Annotated in this window: 13 protein-coding genes; 11 read left to right on the forward strand and 2 right to left on the reverse strand. The window is 69.1% G+C overall.

All coding sequences use genetic code 11. The features are described from left to right. Positions 1 to 151 precede the first annotated feature (151 nt). On the forward strand, positions 152 to 4,618 hold the full coding sequence (locus IE168_RS11895; RefSeq protein WP_189498506.1) for an RHS repeat-associated core domain-containing protein: 4,467 nt from the start codon (positions 152 to 154) through the stop codon (positions 4,616 to 4,618). A 15-nt stretch (positions 4,619 to 4,633) separates the two neighbouring features. Then, entirely contained in the window at positions 4,634 to 4,912 is a 279-nt protein-coding gene (locus tag IE168_RS11900; protein ID WP_189498508.1) for a DUF6968 family protein, read from the forward strand. A gap of 188 nt (positions 4,913 to 5,100) precedes the next feature. On the opposite strand, the gene rdgB is transcribed toward IE168_RS11900, so the two are convergent. Further along, entirely contained in the window at positions 5,101 to 5,775 is a 675-nt protein-coding gene (gene rdgB / locus IE168_RS11905; RefSeq protein WP_189498510.1) for an RdgB/HAM1 family non-canonical purine NTP pyrophosphatase, read from the reverse strand. A 3-nt stretch (positions 5,776 to 5,778) separates the two neighbouring features. Next, positions 5,779 to 6,507, reverse strand: a complete 729-nt coding sequence (gene rph / locus IE168_RS11910; protein WP_189498512.1) for a ribonuclease PH — start codon at positions 6,505 to 6,507, stop codon at positions 5,779 to 5,781. Positions 6,508 to 6,571: 64 nt separating this feature from the next. Between rph and IE168_RS11915 the strand changes: the two genes are divergently transcribed. The 9 genes from IE168_RS11915 (at position 6,572) to IE168_RS11955 (ending at position 16,162) form a co-directional block, all read left to right on the forward strand. Further along, complete coding sequence (locus tag IE168_RS11915; RefSeq protein WP_189498711.1) at positions 6,572 to 7,432, forward strand: YicC/YloC family endoribonuclease; 861 nt, start codon at positions 6,572 to 6,574, stop codon at positions 7,430 to 7,432. Positions 7,433 to 7,445: 13 nt separating this feature from the next. Continuing rightward, positions 7,446 to 8,069: a guanylate kinase gene (gmk, locus tag IE168_RS11920; protein WP_189498513.1), complete on the forward strand. Its 624-nt coding sequence runs from the start codon at positions 7,446 to 7,448 to the stop codon at positions 8,067 to 8,069. A 113-nt stretch (positions 8,070 to 8,182) separates the two neighbouring features. Next, complete coding sequence (gene rpoZ / locus IE168_RS11925; protein ID WP_189498515.1) at positions 8,183 to 8,485, forward strand: DNA-directed RNA polymerase subunit omega; 303 nt, start codon at positions 8,183 to 8,185, stop codon at positions 8,483 to 8,485. 119 nt (positions 8,486 to 8,604) lie between these two features. Beyond that, positions 8,605 to 10,767, forward strand: coding sequence for a RelA/SpoT family protein (locus tag IE168_RS11930; protein ID WP_189498517.1), 2,163 nt, complete (start codon positions 8,605 to 8,607; stop codon positions 10,765 to 10,767). Positions 10,768 to 10,851: 84 nt separating this feature from the next. Continuing rightward, entirely contained in the window at positions 10,852 to 11,235 is a 384-nt protein-coding gene (locus IE168_RS11935; protein WP_189498519.1) for a RidA family protein, read from the forward strand. 4 nt (positions 11,236 to 11,239) lie between these two features. Next, positions 11,240 to 13,360 carry an ATP-dependent DNA helicase RecG gene (recG, locus tag IE168_RS11940; protein ID WP_229823479.1) on the forward strand — a complete coding sequence of 707 codons (2,121 nt, stop codon included), beginning with the start codon at positions 11,240 to 11,242 and terminating at the stop codon, positions 13,358 to 13,360. Between the two features lie 17 nt (positions 13,361 to 13,377). Continuing rightward, positions 13,378 to 14,310, forward strand: a complete 933-nt coding sequence (locus tag IE168_RS11945; protein WP_189498521.1) for a nucleoside hydrolase — start codon at positions 13,378 to 13,380, stop codon at positions 14,308 to 14,310. 68 nt (positions 14,311 to 14,378) lie between these two features. After that, positions 14,379 to 14,621 carry a type B 50S ribosomal protein L31 gene (locus IE168_RS11950; protein ID WP_189498523.1) on the forward strand — a complete coding sequence of 81 codons (243 nt, stop codon included), beginning with the start codon at positions 14,379 to 14,381 and terminating at the stop codon, positions 14,619 to 14,621. 275 nt (positions 14,622 to 14,896) lie between these two features. Continuing rightward, positions 14,897 to 16,162, forward strand: a complete 1,266-nt coding sequence (locus IE168_RS11955) for a citrate synthase (protein WP_189498715.1) — start codon at positions 14,897 to 14,899, stop codon at positions 16,160 to 16,162. The last annotated feature ends 587 nt before the right edge of the window (positions 16,163 to 16,749 follow it).

Consider the following 16,749-nt stretch of genomic DNA (forward strand, 5'->3'; position numbering starts at 1 on the left):
AGTAGACGTCGCCCGGGGACCCGATCTCGACCCGGCGCGCTCGCGTGGCACGCAGGTCGCTGCACGGGCTTCCGACGAAGACGAGTTCGACTTGCATGGCAGCACGGTCGCTCCTTTCGGTCGCGCCTGCCGATTCCATGGAGGATGGGCGATGCGAGGCTTCCCGGTATTCCGACTGTGGGCCGCCCTGTGGGTTCCCTGTGTCCTGCTTGTCTCCGGACCGGCGCTGGCTGAAACCTACTGGCTCGATTCACGCTTCGACACGAACCAGACCCACTATCCGAACGGCGAAGAGGCCTGCCTGACCGGCGAACTGCAGCGGCGCCGGGATGGCTACGAGGCAGGCAGTACGCTGCCCCATCGCTATGCATCTCCCAACGTCGGCCCGGACGTCGGCATCGGCGAACGCATCTGCAGGGGCGTGATCGAACGCCAACAGTTCGGCCGCTGGCTTCCGGTGGAATTGGTGGACACCGTGGTCTACGGCCCACTCGGCACCAGGCCGACATGTGCGTTGCTTGGCCTGGCGGACCCGGAAACGGGGCAATGCGGTGTACCCAAATGCGACAACGACTGTCCTGCCGACGGCGGCAACAAGTCGAACCCGATTGCCAGCGCCACGGGCAACAAGCGCCAGCGCGAATTGGACTACCGTGGTGCCGGCATGTTTCCACTGGAGTTCGTCCGCACCTATAACAGTCATCGCGTGGCCGACAACCAGGTGCGGCCCATCGGCGTGGGCTGGACGCACAACTATGCCGCGAGGCTGGTGCCCCTGCTCAGCGGAACTTCGGTGACGCGGATCCGAGCCTACCGTCCCAACGGCGCCATCCAGACGTTCAGCCTCGTCGGAGGCAACTGGGTCGGCGACGCGGATGTGCCCGAAACGCTTACGGCCACGGTCTCCGGCGGTGTCCTGGTATCGGCGACCTACCGGCGCGCGGATGACACCGTCGAGAATTACGATGATCTCGGCCAGCTGACCGCGATCACGTCGCCCGAAGGCTTCGTGCAGACACTGAGCTATGCGACCGCTACGGGCGTTTCCCCCTACGTACAGCGCGTGACCGATCCACAGGGTCGCTGGCTGGCCTTCGGCTACACCGGCAACGCACTGACCTCACTGACCGACAGCGCCGGCACCGTCATCGGTTATTCCTACAGCGGCGGCAACCTGGTGACTGTCAGCTACCCGACCGAGCCTTCGGGCACGGTCACCCGCACCTACCATTACAACGAGACGGGCCAGACCGGCGGTGTTTCCCAGCCACATGCGCTGACCGGCATCACCGACGAGAGCAGCCATCGCGAGGCAAGCTGGCGCTATGACGCCAATCGGCGCGCGGTGCTGAGTGTGCATGGCCCGCACTCGTCGGCCGTCGACCGGGTGACGCTGCAGTTCAATTCCAGCGGCAGTGCCACCATCACCGACAGCCTGGGCAAGACCCGGAACTATGGATTCAGTGTCAGTCATCGCGCGGCGCGGCTCGCCTTGTTGGATGCACCCTGCGACGGCTGCACCAATGCAGCTGCGGCCCGCTCGTACGACGCCAACGGCTACCCTCAGAGCGCGACTGATTTCGAGGGCAACGTCACACAGTTCATCTATGACGCACGGGGTCTGGAAACCCGGCGCGTCGAGGCTGCCACCGACACCGCCGGAAGCAGGCGCACCGTGGAGACAGACTGGCATCCGACGCTCCGGAAGGCGACCGAGCGCAGGATCTTCGATGCAGGCAATGTCCTGATCGCGCGGGATGTGTTCGCTCTCAACGCGCGCGGCCAAGTGCTGATTTCCACCCGAAGCGATCCGGTGGCGGCGGTGAGTCGTACGGTCACCACGACATACTGCGAGGCGGGCGACGTCAACCTGGGCATCTGCCCGATGATCGGCCTGCCGATCAACGTCGACGGTCCGCGTACCGACGTGAGTGATGTGACCAGCTATGCCTATTACCAGAACGATCACGTCGGCTGCTCGGCGGCGCCGGCGACCTGCCAGTACCGCCGGGGTGACCTATGGAAGGTCACGGATGCACTGGGGCGGGTGACCGAGTTCCTGCGCTACGACGCAACCGGGCGTGCACTCTCCACGAAGAATCCCAATGGCGTCACAACCGAGTACGAGTACCATCCACGCGGCTGGCTGACCGCCGTGAAGATCCGCGGGCCGAACAGCGGTGTCGAAACGGACGATCGCATCACGAGGACGCAGTACTGGCCGAACGGACTGGTGCAGCGCGTCACTCGTCCAGGGGGCGCCTACCTGGACTTCCTGTACGACCCTGCGAAGCGTCTGGTCCGGATCAGCGACAGTGAGGGCGGGTACATCGCTTACACGCTCGACAACGCCGGAAATCGCGTGGCCGAGCGGACCCGCGAAGCCGACGGTACGCTTCGTCGTTCGCTGTTTCGAATCTATGACGCGCTGGGGCGACTGGAGACCACGGCCGATGCCGCGAGCAATCCGACCGACTACGCGCGTGACGGCAACGGCAACGTCACCGCGGTCACGGATCCCCTGGGCACGACCACCGCGCACCAGTACGACGCGCTGGGCCGCCTCAGGCGTACGGTGCAGGATGTCGGCGGCATCGGCGCCGAGACGCTCATGGGCTACGACGCGCTCGACAGGATCGTCCAGGTCACCGACCCCAAGGGTTTGCAGACCGCGTATACCTACAACGCCTTGGGCGACCTCCTGCAGCTGGACAGCCCGGACACGGGCACCACCACCTACACCTATGACAGCGGCGGCAACCGGGCCACGCAGACCGACGCCCGGACCCAAATGACGAGCCTGACCTACGACGCGCTCGACCGGCTCACCGCGGTGACCCACGCCGGTGCGCCGGCGCTGGATGTGACCTACCAGTACGACACGGCGTCCAGCGTGTGCGGCACCGGCGAGACCTTCTCCCTCGGGCGTCTCAGCAGGATGCTGGATGGCAGCGGCCGCACCGAATACTGTTACGACCGGTTCGGGGACCTGGTGCGCAAGGTACAGGTCACCAACGGGCAGATCTTCGCCGTGCGCTACGGGTATACGACCGGCGGCCTGCTGCGATCGATGACGTATCCGGACGGCACCGTGGTCGACTACGTTCGCGACGTGCAGGACCGCATCACCGGGATCGGCGTCACCGGGCCCGGCGAATCCCGCGAACTCCTGCTGACGGCGGCCCTCTACTACCCCTTCGGTCCGAGCGCAGGCTGGAGCTACGGCAATGACCGGACGCTCGTGCGCGCGCACGACCGGAACTACCGCCCTTGGGCGCTCCACGATCCCGATCCGGACGGACTGGACGTCGGCTTCGGCCACGATGCCGCCGGCAACCTGACGCGGCTGCACGACGCCGGCCATTCGGCGCTGCCGCAGGCGATGCTGCAGTACGACGCACTGAACCGACTGACCGCGTTCCGCGACGGGGCCAGCGGACTTCCGGATCAAAGCTACGACTACGATGCGACGGGCAACCGCACCTTCTTTTCCGATGCCGGCGGCACGCAGGCCTACGCGTATGAACCGACAAGCCACCGGCTCGCGTCGGTGGCGGGCGTGGCCCGCGATTACGATCCCGCCGGGAACACCACGGCGATCGGCGGCCTGGCGCGGCAATTCCTCTACGACGCGACCAACCGCTTGAGCGAGGTCAGGGCCGGCGGCGTGACCAGCCGGCGCTACGCCTACAACGGCAAGGGCGAGCGGGTGCGCAGCTACCTGGGCGCTGCCAGCGCCTACAGCGTCTACGACGAAGGTGGCCGCTGGCTGGGTGATTACGGCGGTACCGGCGCGCCCACGCAGCAGGTGATCTGGCTGGACGATCTGCCGGTGGGCCTGTTGCAGGGCATGCCAGGCTCGGGCCGACGACTGCATTACGTGCAGCCCGACCACCTCGGAACGCCCCGCGTGGTGTTCGAGCCCGGCGGAAGGTCGGCGGTCTGGACCTGGGAACTCCGCAGCGAAGCGTTCGGCGACAGCGTGCCAGACGAGGATCCGGATGGCGACGGCGTTGCCTTCAGGCTCGACATGCGGTTCCCGGGGCAACGATACGATGCGGCAAGTGGACTCAATTACAACTACTTCCGCAGCTATGACTCAAGCACTGGCAGACATCCAGAAAGCGATCCAACGGGTCTGCGGGGCGGTATCAGTACTTACGCTTATGTCGAATCCAGTCCGCTGATCTTCACCGACGCGCTGGGTCTTGGAAAAGATCAACAATGCATAGCTGCCTATACCGCTGGTGGTGCGGTGTGTGGTGGTGCTATTGGCTACGCTGGAGGCGGTGTACTCGGTGGAGTAGGTGGCGGACTCGTCTGCAGCCCAAGCGGCCCTGGTGCCGCTGCTTGTGCTGCGGGTGGAGCTTTCGGGGGAAGCAAGGGTGGGGGACTTATTGGCTCTTCGATTGGTGGTGCAATCGGAAATCTCGTAGGACAAGTACGTTGCCCCACCGATGAAGACAAGTGCGAGGAACAAGCTAAAAAAGATGAACAGATGTGCAGAATGGCGACGATCCCTGGTACAGGTCCTAGAGCTAGGTGCTGGGCAAGCGTTCAAGAACGCTATGGTGCATGTAGGGCTGGTCGCCCACTTCCCCCTCTTGTTATCTGGTAAATCGAAATGTCCGAAGTGAAAGATCCGATCGCTCAACGAACACTTAAGGCTGGCGATTCGGCCATCGTTGTGACGATTGGCAAGCCGGAAGAAGATGAGGGTGACTACCGTTGCTGGTACTCGTTGGATACCGGTCAGAATAGGAAGCAGAGTTATGCGATTGGTGCAGACTCTTTGCAGGCGCTGCAGTTGGCGATGATAAAAATCAATGCTGACCTTCTTGCTCTAGGTGAAGAGCTAGGTGTGCCTGTTACTTGGCTAGATGACACTCCTGGTGGCGGTTTCGTTGCTTGAGCGCCAGATGGGTATGAGCCGGCGCTTGAGATAGAACAAACCCGAATGGCCCGGTGCTTCTGTTGTGGCTGTAGCTGCGCTTGTCGGTCATAGCCTCCTTGGCGCCACTTCCGATCAGTAGGGTGAGCCAGAAGTAGAGAGCCGCTCGTAGGGCAGATCCGCCTTTCTGTCATAGGGCGCACTACCGGCTAAGGCGGCGTACCACTTCCCCTGTTGTGCAAGCAGCTCGGACCACTGAGAACCGGGGATCCGCCACGTGCGTACAGCTGCCTAAGCACGTCGGGGAGCTGAAGTTTCAAGGCGCCCAGCGCACGACCGCGATGACTGATGTGATTCTTCTTTTCCGGCGCCAGTTCCGCCGCCGAAAGGCCAGCTGCCACATCAAGGAACACCGGGTCGTAGCCGAAGCCGCCGTCGCCGCGCGGCGCGCGCAGGATGCGGCCGCGCCAGTCGCCCTCGACCACGATCGGCTTCGGGTCGGTGGCGTGCCGCAGCAGCACGATGCAGCAGTGGAAGCTGGCGCCGCGGGCATCGTCGGCCATGCCGTCGAGCTCGTGCAGCAGGCGTTCGATGTTGCGCGCGGCGTCGCCGCCCGGCCCCGCGTAGCGCGCCGAATACAGGCCCGGCGCGCCGCCAAGCGCATCCACGCACAGGCCCGAGTCGTCGGCCAGCGCGGGCAGGCCGGTCAGGCGCGCGGCGTTGCGGGCCTTCAGCAGCGCGTTCTCGACGAAGGTGAGGCCGGTTTCCTCGACGTCCTCGACGCCAAGCTCCGACTGCGCGCGCAGGTGTAACCCGCCGTCGCCCAGCAGTTGCCGCAGTTCGGCAAGCTTCCCGGCGTTGCCGCTGGCCAGCACCAGGTCCACGGCTCAGCCCGCCAGCGCGGCCTGCTGCGCCGCGAACAGTTCGCGGCAGCCCTTGTCGGCCAGGGCGAGCATGGCGTCGAGCTCGTCGCGGCGGAAGGCGTGGCCCTCGGCCGTGCCCTGCAGCTCGATGAAGCCGCCGCCATCGTTCATCACCACGTTCATGTCGGTGTCGCAGGCGCTGTCCTCGGCGTAGTCGAGGTCGAGCACCGGCACGCCGGCGTGGACGCCGACCGAGACCGCGGCGATGGCGCCGTGCACCGGGTCGCGCTTCACGTCGCCGCGCTTCTGCAGCCAGCGCACCGCGTCGACCAGGGCCACGTAGGCGCCGGTGATGGCGGCGGTGCGGGTGCCGCCGTCGGCCTGCAGCACGTCGCAGTCGAGCGTGATGGTGCGTTCGCCCAGCGCGTCGCGGTCGACGCAGGCGCGCAGCGAGCGGCCGATCAGGCGCTGGATCTCCAGCGTGCGGCCGCCCTGCTTGCCGCGCGCGGCCTCGCGGTCGGTGCGGGTGTTGGTGGCGCGCGGCAGCATGCCGTACTCGGCGGTGACCCAGCCCGAACCCTTGCCGCGCAGGAAGCCGGGGACGCGGTTCTCCACGCTGGCGGTGCACAGCACCCGGGTTTCGCCGAACGCCACCAGCACCGAGCCCTCGGCGTGGCGGGTGAAGCCGCGCTCGATGCGCACCTCGCGCATCTGGTCGGGCGCGCGGCCGCTGGGGCGGGGGGACTGGGACATGTCGATTACCGCTGGAATGGCGCGCGAGTTTACCATCGGCACCCCGAACCACCGGACGCCGGACATGATCCGCAGCATGACCGCCTATGCCTCGGGCGAGCGCGCCACCCCATGGGGCACGCTCGCCTGCGAGCTGCGCGCGGTCAACCACCGCTTCCTCGAGATCGGGGTCCGCGCGTCGGACGAACTGCGCGCGCTGGAGCCGCAGCTGCGCGAGCGGATCTCGGCGCGGGTGTCCCGCGGCAAGGTCGACGTATCGTTGCGCCTGCGCCCGGCCGAGGGCGTGGCGACGCTGCACGTGGACCAGGCGCTGCTGTCGCAGCTGTCGGAGCTGGCCGTGGACGCCGCCGCGCGCTTCCCCGGCCTGCACACGCAGTTCGTCGACCTGCTGCAGTTCCCCGGCGTGCTGCGCTCGGCCGCGCCCGAGCCGTCCGCCCTGCAGGCCGAAGTGCTGGCGCTGCTGGACGAGGTCCTGGCCGCCTTCATCGCGGCGCGCGAGCGCGAGGGCGCCAAGCTGGTGGCCGCCATGCTGGAGCGCGTGGACGGCGTCGAGCGCGTGGCCGCCGAGGTCCGCGGCCTGGTGCCCGCCATCCGCGAGGGCCAGCGCGCGAAGCTCGAGGCGCGCCTGTCGGAGCTGGCGCAGGCCGCCGATCCCGGTCGCGTCGAACAGGAGCTGGTGCTGTCGCTGCAGAAGCTCGACGTCGACGAGGAGCTCGACCGCCTCGGCAGCCATGTCGACGAGATCCGCCATGTCTTCGCGCAGCAGGAGCCGGTGGGCCGCCGGCTCGACTTCCTGCTGCAGGAGTTCAACCGCGAGGCCAACACCCTGGGCTCGAAGTCGGTCGACCGGCGCACCACCCAGGCCGCGGTGGAGCTGAAGGTGCTGATCGACCAGATCCGCGAACAGGTGCAGAACATTGAATAGCGGCCAGGTCCCCATGCGCGGAACCCTGTTCATCGTCGCGGCGCCCTCGGGGGCCGGGAAGTCCAGCATCGTCAACGCCTGCCTGGCGCGCGACCGCAACATCAGCCTGTCGATCTCGTTCACTTCGCGCCCGCCGCGGCCGGGCGAGCGCCACGCCGAGCACTACCACTTCGTGGACGACGCCGAGTTCCAGCGCATGATCGAGGCCGGCGACTTCTTCGAATATGCGCGCGTGCACGGTGACTGGAAGGGCACCGCGCGGCAGTCGGTGGAGCCGCAGCTGGCCGCCGGCCGCGACGTGCTGCTGGAGATCGACTGGCAGGGCGCGCGCCAGGTGCGCGCGGCGGTGCCCGATGCGGTGGGCGTGTTCATCCTGCCGCCTTCGCGCGCCGCGCTCGACCAGCGCATGCGCAAGCGCGGCCAGGACAGCGAGGAGGTCATGGCCCGGCGCCTGGCCGCCGCGCGCGAGGAGATGTCGCACTTCGACGAGTTCGACTACGTCATCGTCAACGAGGACTTCGACACCGCCGTGGACGAGATGTGCGCGGTGTTCACCGCCAGCCGGCTGCGCCGCGAGGCCCAGGCCCGGCGCCATGGCGCCCTGATCGAGGCCCTGCTGGCCGAGGAACAGGCCTGACGCCGGGCGCAAGTGGTTGATTTGCGTGCGATTGCTTGCGCCTCCCCCGGGCTTGCCCTATCATTTCCGGTCCCTCTTACCGCATCGACGGCCGGCCGGCCGCCAGGAGATTTATGGCCCGCATCACCGTTGAGGATTGCCTCCAGGTCATCGACAACCGCTTCGAGCTCGTCATGATGGCCGCACGGCGCGCGCGCCAGCTCGCCAACGGCGTCGAGGCCCAGCTGGACAACAGCGAGAACGACGACAAGCCGACCGTGCTGGCGCTGCGCGAGATCGCCGCCCGCCGCATCGACGCCGACTACGTCGACGCCGTCGAGAAGGCCGAGCGCGAGCGCCGCGAGCGCGAAGCGCTGGAGTGGGCCGCGGCCGAAGTCGTGGCCGACGACGACCTGTCGAAGGGCGACGACCTCTGACCACCGGCGGCGTCCCCGGCGCCGCTGCGACGGCCCCGCCCCGGCGGGGCCGTTTTCATTGCGGCCGCCGGGCGCGCGGCCGCGTTGCCCGCCCGCGGGCGCGCGCGTAGGCTCAGGGCATGAATGCAGCCGAACTCGCGCTGGTGAGCGTGCCGGTCCCCGGCGACCGGGACGTGCCCGACTACGTGCGCGCGCTCGAGGCGTCGGCCGCCTACCTGCCCGCGGACCAGCTGCGCCTGCTGCGCCGCGCCTGGGCGGTCGGGGCCGCGGCGCACGAAGGCCAGCTGCGCAAGTCCGGCGAGCCCTACATCACCCATCCGGTGGCGGTGGCCGGCGTGCTGGCCGAGCAGAAGGTCGACATCGAGACCCTGGTGGCGGCGGTGCTGCACGACACCATCGAGGACACGCCGCTGACCCGCGACGGGCTGGCCGCCGAGTTCGGCGAACCGGTGGCCGAGCTGGTCGAAGGCGTCACCAAGCTCGACAAGCTGCAGTTCGCCAGCCGTCGCGAGGCCGACGCGGAAAGCTTCCGCAAGATGATGCTGGCGATGGCGCGCGACCTGCGCGTGATCCTGATCAAGCTCGCCGACCGCCTGCACAACATGCGCACCCTGGGCGCGCAGTCGGTGGAGGCGCGCGAACGCATCGCCCGCGAGACGCTCGAGGTCTATGCGCCGATCGCGCAGCGCCTGGGCATGAACCTGATCAAGGCCGAGCTGCAGGACCTCGGCTTCCGCGCTCTGTACCCGATGCGCCACCGCATCCTCGAAAAGCACATCCGCGCGCAGCCGATGCTGCGGCGCGAGGCCATGGCCAGGATCGAGGCCCAGCTGGCCCAGCGGCTGACCAAGGAGGGGCTGGATTACCGCCTGGTCAGCCGCGTCAAGTCGCCGTGGAGCATCTACAACAAGATGCGCGCGGAGGCCAAGACCTTCGCCCAGGTCATCGATGTGTTCGGTTTCCGCATCATCGTCGACTCGGTGGCCAACTGCTACCACGCGCTGGGCGTGGCGCATTCGGTGTACAAGCCGGTCGACGGCCGCTTCCGCGACTTCATCGCCATCCCCAAGGCCAACGGCTACCAGTCGCTGCACACGGTGCTGTTCGGGCCCTACGGCTCGCCGATCGAAGTGCAGATCCGCACCGCGGAGATGGACCTGATCGCCGAGCGCGGCATCGCCGCGCACTGGGCCTACAAGCACGGCGGCGGCGGACCCAACAGCGCCCAGCAGCGCGCGCACAACTGGATCTCGGGGCTGCTCGAATCGCAGAGCGACACCGGCTCGTCGCTGGAATTCCTGGAGAACGTCAAGGTCGACCTGTTCCCGGACGAGGTCTACCTGTTCACGCCCAAGGGCGCGATCATGTCGCTGCCGCGCAACGCGACCGCGGTCGACTTCGCGTATGCCGTGCACACCGACATCGGCAACCGTGCGGTGGCGGCGCGCGTGGACCGCCGCCTGGTGCCGCTGCGCACGCGGCTGGCCAGCGGCCAGTCGGTGGAGATCGTGACCGCGAAATCCTCGCAGCCGCGCCCGCAGTGGCTGGAGTTCGTGGTCACCGGCAAGGCGCGCACCGCGATCCGCCAGCAGCTCAAGCAGCTCGAGCACGAGGACGCGGTCCAGCTCGGCCACCGCATGCTCGACAGCGCGCTGGAGGACCTCGACAGCTCGCTCGAGCGCCTGCCGGCCGCCCAGCTCGACGCCTTCCTGGCCGAATACCGCTATCCGCGGCTGGAGGCGCTGCTGGCCGATGTCGCCCTGGGCAACCGCATGCCGGCGCACGTGGCGCAGGCGCTCACCCACAAGGCGCCGCCGCCGGGCGCGCCGCGCAGCCACCGCGACGACCGCATCCTGATCACCGGCGCCGAACGCGGCGTGGTCACATTCGCCAACTGCTGCATGCCGATCCCGGGCGACGACATCATGGGCTACCACACCGCCGGCCGCGGCGTGGTGGTGCACCGGATCGAATGCCCGAACGTCGCCGAATACCGAAAGTCGCCCGAGCGCTGGGTGGACATCGGCTGGGACCGCGAGGTCACCGGCGACTACAACGTCGCGCTGCGCTTCGAGGTCGAGAACCGCCCCGGCGTGCTCGCGCAGGTGGCGGCGGCGGTGGCCAAGGCCGAGTCCAACATCGACGCGGTCGAGTACCTCGAGCGCGACACCAACGTCGCGGTGATCCAGTTCGCGATCGAAGTGCGCGACCGCAACCACCTCGCCGACGTGATCCGCCGGGTGCGCCGGCTGGGCGTGGTGCACGGGGTGCAGCGGCTCTAGGGATGCGCCGCGGTGGCCGGGTGCGATGGCCCGCGGCGTGGCCGGCGGTCATAATCGCCGGCCACGCACCACGAGGATCCACGCATGCCCAGGCAACCTGTCCGCACCGCCGACGCCCCCGCCGCGATCGGCCCCTATTCGCAGGCCACGCGCTGTGGCAACACGGTCTACCTGTCCGGGCAGCTGCCGATGGATGCGGCCACCGGCGAGCTCGTCGAGGGCGACATCGCCGTCCAGGCCCGCCGCGCCTTCGACAACCTGCGCGCCATCTGCCAGGCCGCGGGCGGCTCGCTCGACGACGTCGCCCGCGTCGGCCTCTACCTCACCGACCTGTCGCAGTTCGCGGCGGTGAACGCGGTGATGGCCGAGTACTTCAGCGAACCGTATCCCGCGCGTTCGACCATCGAGGTGTCGGCGCTGCCCAAGGGCGCGCGGTTCGAGGTCGACGCGGTGATGGTCCTCGACTGACGCGGTGGCGGCGGCGCGGCGCAGTGCGGCCACGCCCGCGCCCGGACTCGCGCCGGGCGGCGCCGCCGCGATCTCCACGCTGCCCGGCGTGGGGCCGCGGATCGCGGAGAAGCTGGCCGCGCGCGGCCTGGAAACGCTGCAGGACCTCTGGCTGCAGCTGCCCCGCGGCTACGAGGACCGCACCACGCTGACGCCGATCCGGCTGCTGCAGCCGGGCGTGCCCGCCCAGGTCGAGGGCCGCGTGGAGGCGGTGGAGCGCGGCTTCCGCTACAGGCCGATGCTGCGCGTCGCGCTCGGCGACGACTCGCGCGCGACCCTGGTCCTGCGCTTCTTCCATTTCCGCGGCCCGCAGGCGGCGCAGTTCCAGCCCGGCGTGCGCGTCCGCGCCTACGGCACGCCGCGGCCGGGCCAGCGCGGGCTGGAGATCGTGCATCCGAGCTACACCGTGCTCGGCGACGACGATGGCGACGCGCTGGATGACCGCCTCGACCCCGTGTATCCGGCGACGGAAGGCATCGGTCCGGCGACGCTGAAGCGGCTGATCGCGCACGCGCTCGACCGCCTTCCCGGCGACGAGGTGCTGGAGCTGCTGCCGCGCGGGTGGCTGGACGGCCAGGGGCTGCCGGGGCTGCGTGAAGCCCTGCTCACCGTGCACCGGCCGCCGCGCGACGCCGACGTCGGCGCGCTGCTCGCCGGAACCCATCCCGCGCAGCGCAGGCTGGCGGTGGAGGAACTGCTGGCGCACCACCTCAGCATGCGCAGGCAGCGGATCGCGCGCCAGGCGCATGCGGCCGCGCCGCTGGCCAACGACGCGCTGGCTCGCCAGCTGCACGCGCAGCTGCCCTTCGCCCTGACCGCGGCGCAGGCGCGGGTCTTCGGCGAGATCCGCGCCGACCTCGCGCGCCCGGTGCCGATGCTGCGCCTGGTGCAGGGCGACGTCGGCTCCGGCAAGACCGTGGTCGCGGCGATGGCCGCGTTGATGGCGGTGGCCGACGGCCGCCAGGCCGCGCTGATGGCGCCGACCGAACTGCTGGCGGAGCAGCACCTCGCCAACCTGTGCGCCTGGCTGGAACCGCTGGGCATCGAGGTGGCCTGGCTCGCAGGCAAGGTCACCGGCCGTGCCCGCAGCAGCGCGCTGGCCGCGGTCGCCGACGGCCGTGCGCAGGTGGTGGTCGGCACCCACGCGCTGATGCAGCAGGGCGTGGCCTTCCACGATCTGGCGCTGGCGATCGTCGACGAGCAGCACCGCTTCGGCGTGCACCAGCGCCTGGCCCTGCGCGACAAGGGCGGCGAGGGCGGCCGCGTGCCGCACCAGCTGGTGATGACCGCGACCCCGATTCCGCGCACGCTGGCGATGGCCGCCTACGCCGACCTCGACGTGTCCGCGATCGACGAACTGCCGCCGGGCCGCACGCCGGTGCAGACCGTGGTCATGGCCGACGGCCGGCGGCCCGGGCTGGTCGAGCGCATCCGCGCCGCCTGCGCCGAAGGCCGGCAGGCCTACTGGGTGTGCACGATCATCGACGAGTCCGACGAAGTGGTCGCGCAGGCGGCCCAGGCGACGTTCGAAGGCCTGTCGGTCGCGCTGCCGGGCGTGCGCGTCGGCCTGGTGCACGGGCGCATGAAGGCGGCCGAGAAGCAGGCGGCGATGCGCGCGTTCAAGGCCGGCGAGACCGGGCTGCTGGTCGCCACCACCGTGATCGAGGTCGGCGTGGACGTGCCCAACGCCTCGCTGATGGTGATCGAGAACGCCGAGCGCCTGGGCCTGGCGCAGCTGCACCAGCTGCGCGGCCGGGTGGGGCGGGGCAGCGCGGCATCGACCTGCGTGCTGCTTTACCAGCCGCCGCTGTCTCGGATGGCGCGCGAGCGCCTGGAAACCATGCGCGAGACCGGCGACGGCTTCGTCATCGCCGAAAAGGACCTGGAGCTGCGCGGCCCGGGCGAGCTGCTGGGCACCCGGCAGACCGGACTGGCGGCCTTCCGCGTCGCCGACCTCGCGCGCGACGCCGGCATGCTGCCGCTGGTGCACGACATCGGCGAACGCCTGCTGTGCGAGCAGCCGGCGGTGGCCGAGCGCCTGGTGCAACGCTGGGTCGGCGGCGCCGTCCGGTACGCCTCGGCCTGATCGGGGATAATCCGGCGATGGACGAACGCATTCCGCTGCTGATCGATACCGACCCGGGCGTCGACGACGCGCTGGCCCTGCTCATGGCGCTCGCCGACGATCGCCACGAGGTGGTCGGCCTGACCATCGTCGCCGGCAACGTCGGCCTCGAACACACGGTCGCCAATGCGCTCCGCATCTGCCAGGTGGCGGGCCGCGACGACGTGCCGGTCTTTCCCGGCTGCGACCGGCCGCTGCTGCATCCCGCGCCCGACGCCGCCTATGTGCACGGCGTCGACGGTCTCGGTGACGTCGGCCTGCCCCCGGCCACGCGCGCGGCCGAGGCGCGCCATGCCGCCGAAGCCATCATCGAGCTCTCACACCGGCATGCCGGCCGCCTGCTGCTGGTCGCGCTCGGGCCGCTGACCAACATTGCGCTGGCGCTGCGCCTGGATCCGACGCTGCCGACGCGCATCGCGCGGCTGGTGGTGATGGGCGGCGCGGTGACCGGCCACGGCAACATCACGCCTTCGGCCGAGTTCAACGTGTTCTTCGATGCGGAGGCCGCGCACATCGTGTTCGGCGCCTTCGACCGCTTCGACCTCGCCGACTGGGAGGCCACCGTCGCCCACGGCTTCCTGCATGAAGACGTCGATCGCTGGCTTGCCGCGCCGGGACCGGTGGCGGCCTTCTACGAGGCGGTGTCGCGGCATACCCGCCGCTGGTCGGAGGACGCGCGCGGCGACCGCTGGTTCTGCGCCGATGCGCTGGCCATGGCCATGGCGCTGCGGCCCGACGGCGTGCTCGAGGCGGCGGAGCGCCCGGTCGAGGTCGTGCTGGGGCGGTCCGCGGCCCGCGGCGCCACCCTGGTCGACTGGCAGCGCCAGCTCGGCCGGCCCGACCGGGCCCGGATCCTGCTGCGCTACGACCAGTCGGCGCTGGAGGCCCAGGTGCGCGAGGCGCTGGGTTGACCGGTGCTTGCGGGGGGCGGAATCGGTGGCTATAATGCCGCTCTTTCCCCGCTGATTCTGGTGCCGCCATGAAGGCCGACATCCATCCCGAGTACCGCGACGTCGTCTTCCAGGACGTGACCTCGGATTTCAAGATCCTCACCCGTTCCACGCTCTCCAGCAAGGAGACCGTGAAGTGGGAGGACGGCAACGAGTACCCGCTGATCAAGATCGAAGTCAGCTCGGCCTCGCATCCGTTCTACACCGGCCAGAACAAGCTGATGGACACCAGCGGCCGCGTGGACAAGTTCCGCAAGCGCTACGCCAAGTAATCCCGCGCGCAACGCTCGCATCGACGGCCGCCCCAGGGCGGCCGTTGTCGTTTCCGGGCGCGGCGTGCCGCTGCGGTGCGACGCTACGTCCCGTCGTTCGAGTCCGCCGCGTGGATACGGCGCCGCACGGCGCTATGCGATAATTGCGGCATCGCGTCAGACGCGATCCGCCTGATCCCCCGTCCGCCCGCGCCTCGCGCCGGGGCGCGACGCCATGAAGGAGTGCGACAGTGTCCGCCAACGAGAACAAGGCCGGCGACGCGCCGACCGCCACCCTGCAGGTCGCCGGAGCATCGGTCGAACTGCCCGTCCTGAAGCCCACCCTCGGCAACGAGTGCATCGATATCTCGAAGCTGCCCAAGGCCACCGGTCGCTTCACCTACGACTCCGGCTTCACCGCCACCGCCAGCTGCAAGTCCGCCATCACCTACATCGACGGCGACGAGGGCGTGCTGCTGTACCGCGGCTACCCGATCGAGCAGCTGGCCGAGCACTCGAACTTCCTCGAGGTCGCCTACCTGCTGATGAACGGCGAGCTGCCGGACGCGAAGCAGTTCGCCTCGTTCGAGCACGACGTCACGCACCACACGATGATGCACGAGGCGTTCAAGAGCTTCATCGGCGGCTTCCGCCACGACGCGCATCCGATGGCGATGCTGGTCGGCATGCTCGGCTCGATGGCGAGCTTCTACCACAACGACCTCGACTACGACGATCCTGAGCAGCGCCGCCTGGCCGGCATTCGCCTGATCGCCAAGCTGCCGACGATCGCGGCGGCCTGCTACCGCTACTCCATGGGCTGGCCATTGAGCTACCCGCGCAACGAGCTCGGCTACGTCGAGCGCTTCCTGCACATGATGTTCGAGCTGCCCAGCGGCCCGCTGGAGCTGTCGCCGGTGGCCGCCAAGGCGATGGACCTGCTCTTCATCCTGCATGCCGACCACGAGCAGAACGCGTCCACCTCCACTGTCCGCCTGGTCGGCTCCACCGGCGCCAACCCGTATGCGTGCATCGCCTCCGGCGTGGCCGCGCTGTGGGGCCCGGCGCACGGCGGTGCCAACGAGGCGGTGCTGAAAATGCTGGCCGAGATCGGCGACGTGAAGAACGTGCAGTCCGCCGTCGACCGCGCCAAGGACAAGGAATCGGGCTTCCGCCTGATGGGCTTCGGCCACCGCGTCTACAAGAACTTCGACCCGCGCGCGAAGATCATCCGCGAGATGACCCACAAGGTGCTGGGCGAGCTCGGCATCGACGATCCGATGCTCGACATCGCGATGCGCCTGGAAGAGGCCGCGCTGAAGGACGACTACTTCGTGCAGCGCAAGCTGTACCCGAACGTCGATTTCTACAGCGGCATCATCTACAAGGCGCTGAAGATCCCGACCGAGATGTTCACGGTGATGTTCGCGATCGCCCGCACCGCCGGCTGGGTCTCGCACTGGCTGGAGCAGCAGGAGGACCCGGAGTTCAAGATCGGCCGTCCGCGCCAGATCTACACCGGTGCGGAGTCGCGCGACTACATGGCGACCGACAAGCGCTGATCCCGGTCGGTCTTCCCCCGGGCCACGAAACGCCCCGCCTCCGCGGGGCGTTTTTTTTGGTTCTTCTCCCGAGTGAGGGGAAGAGGCTCGCGGTCGAGCTGGCTGTGGTGATGCTGGATCGGCGTCTGCTACGGCCAGGGATGCTTGCGGGGTTGGGTCGTGATGCAAGTCGGCTCTGTGCAAGTCGGCTCCGTGGTGGAGTACGCGGCCCGTCGCGCGCACAGGGGGTGTGCTCCCCCGGCATCTCCGCGTCCTGCTCCCACTGCCGGCCGCCGGCCATCCATGGCCGGCTGTCCGCACACCCCCTGTGCGCGCGACGGGCTGTGGCGAGGTCCGGCCTCGGGACAGATCGAGGGCAACATCAACAGCAACGGCAACAGCACGCAGCAAACCGCACCAGCAACGCCAGCATCAGCAGCAGGGCGACAGCGATCGCGGCGGCAGCCGCGACGGGGAGTGGCGGGACCGGGTCGGGAAGGAATCGCGCAGTCAGGGTTCCATGTCTTTCCAGACCGCGGGAAAGGTGGTGCCCGGTGCGGGCGCAGGGGGGGATGCCCAGAGCCGGCCATGGATGGCCGGCGGCCGGA

This window comes from Luteimonas padinae (assembly GCF_014652935.1).
Taxonomy (GTDB): domain Bacteria; phylum Pseudomonadota; class Gammaproteobacteria; order Xanthomonadales; family Xanthomonadaceae; genus Luteimonas; species Luteimonas padinae.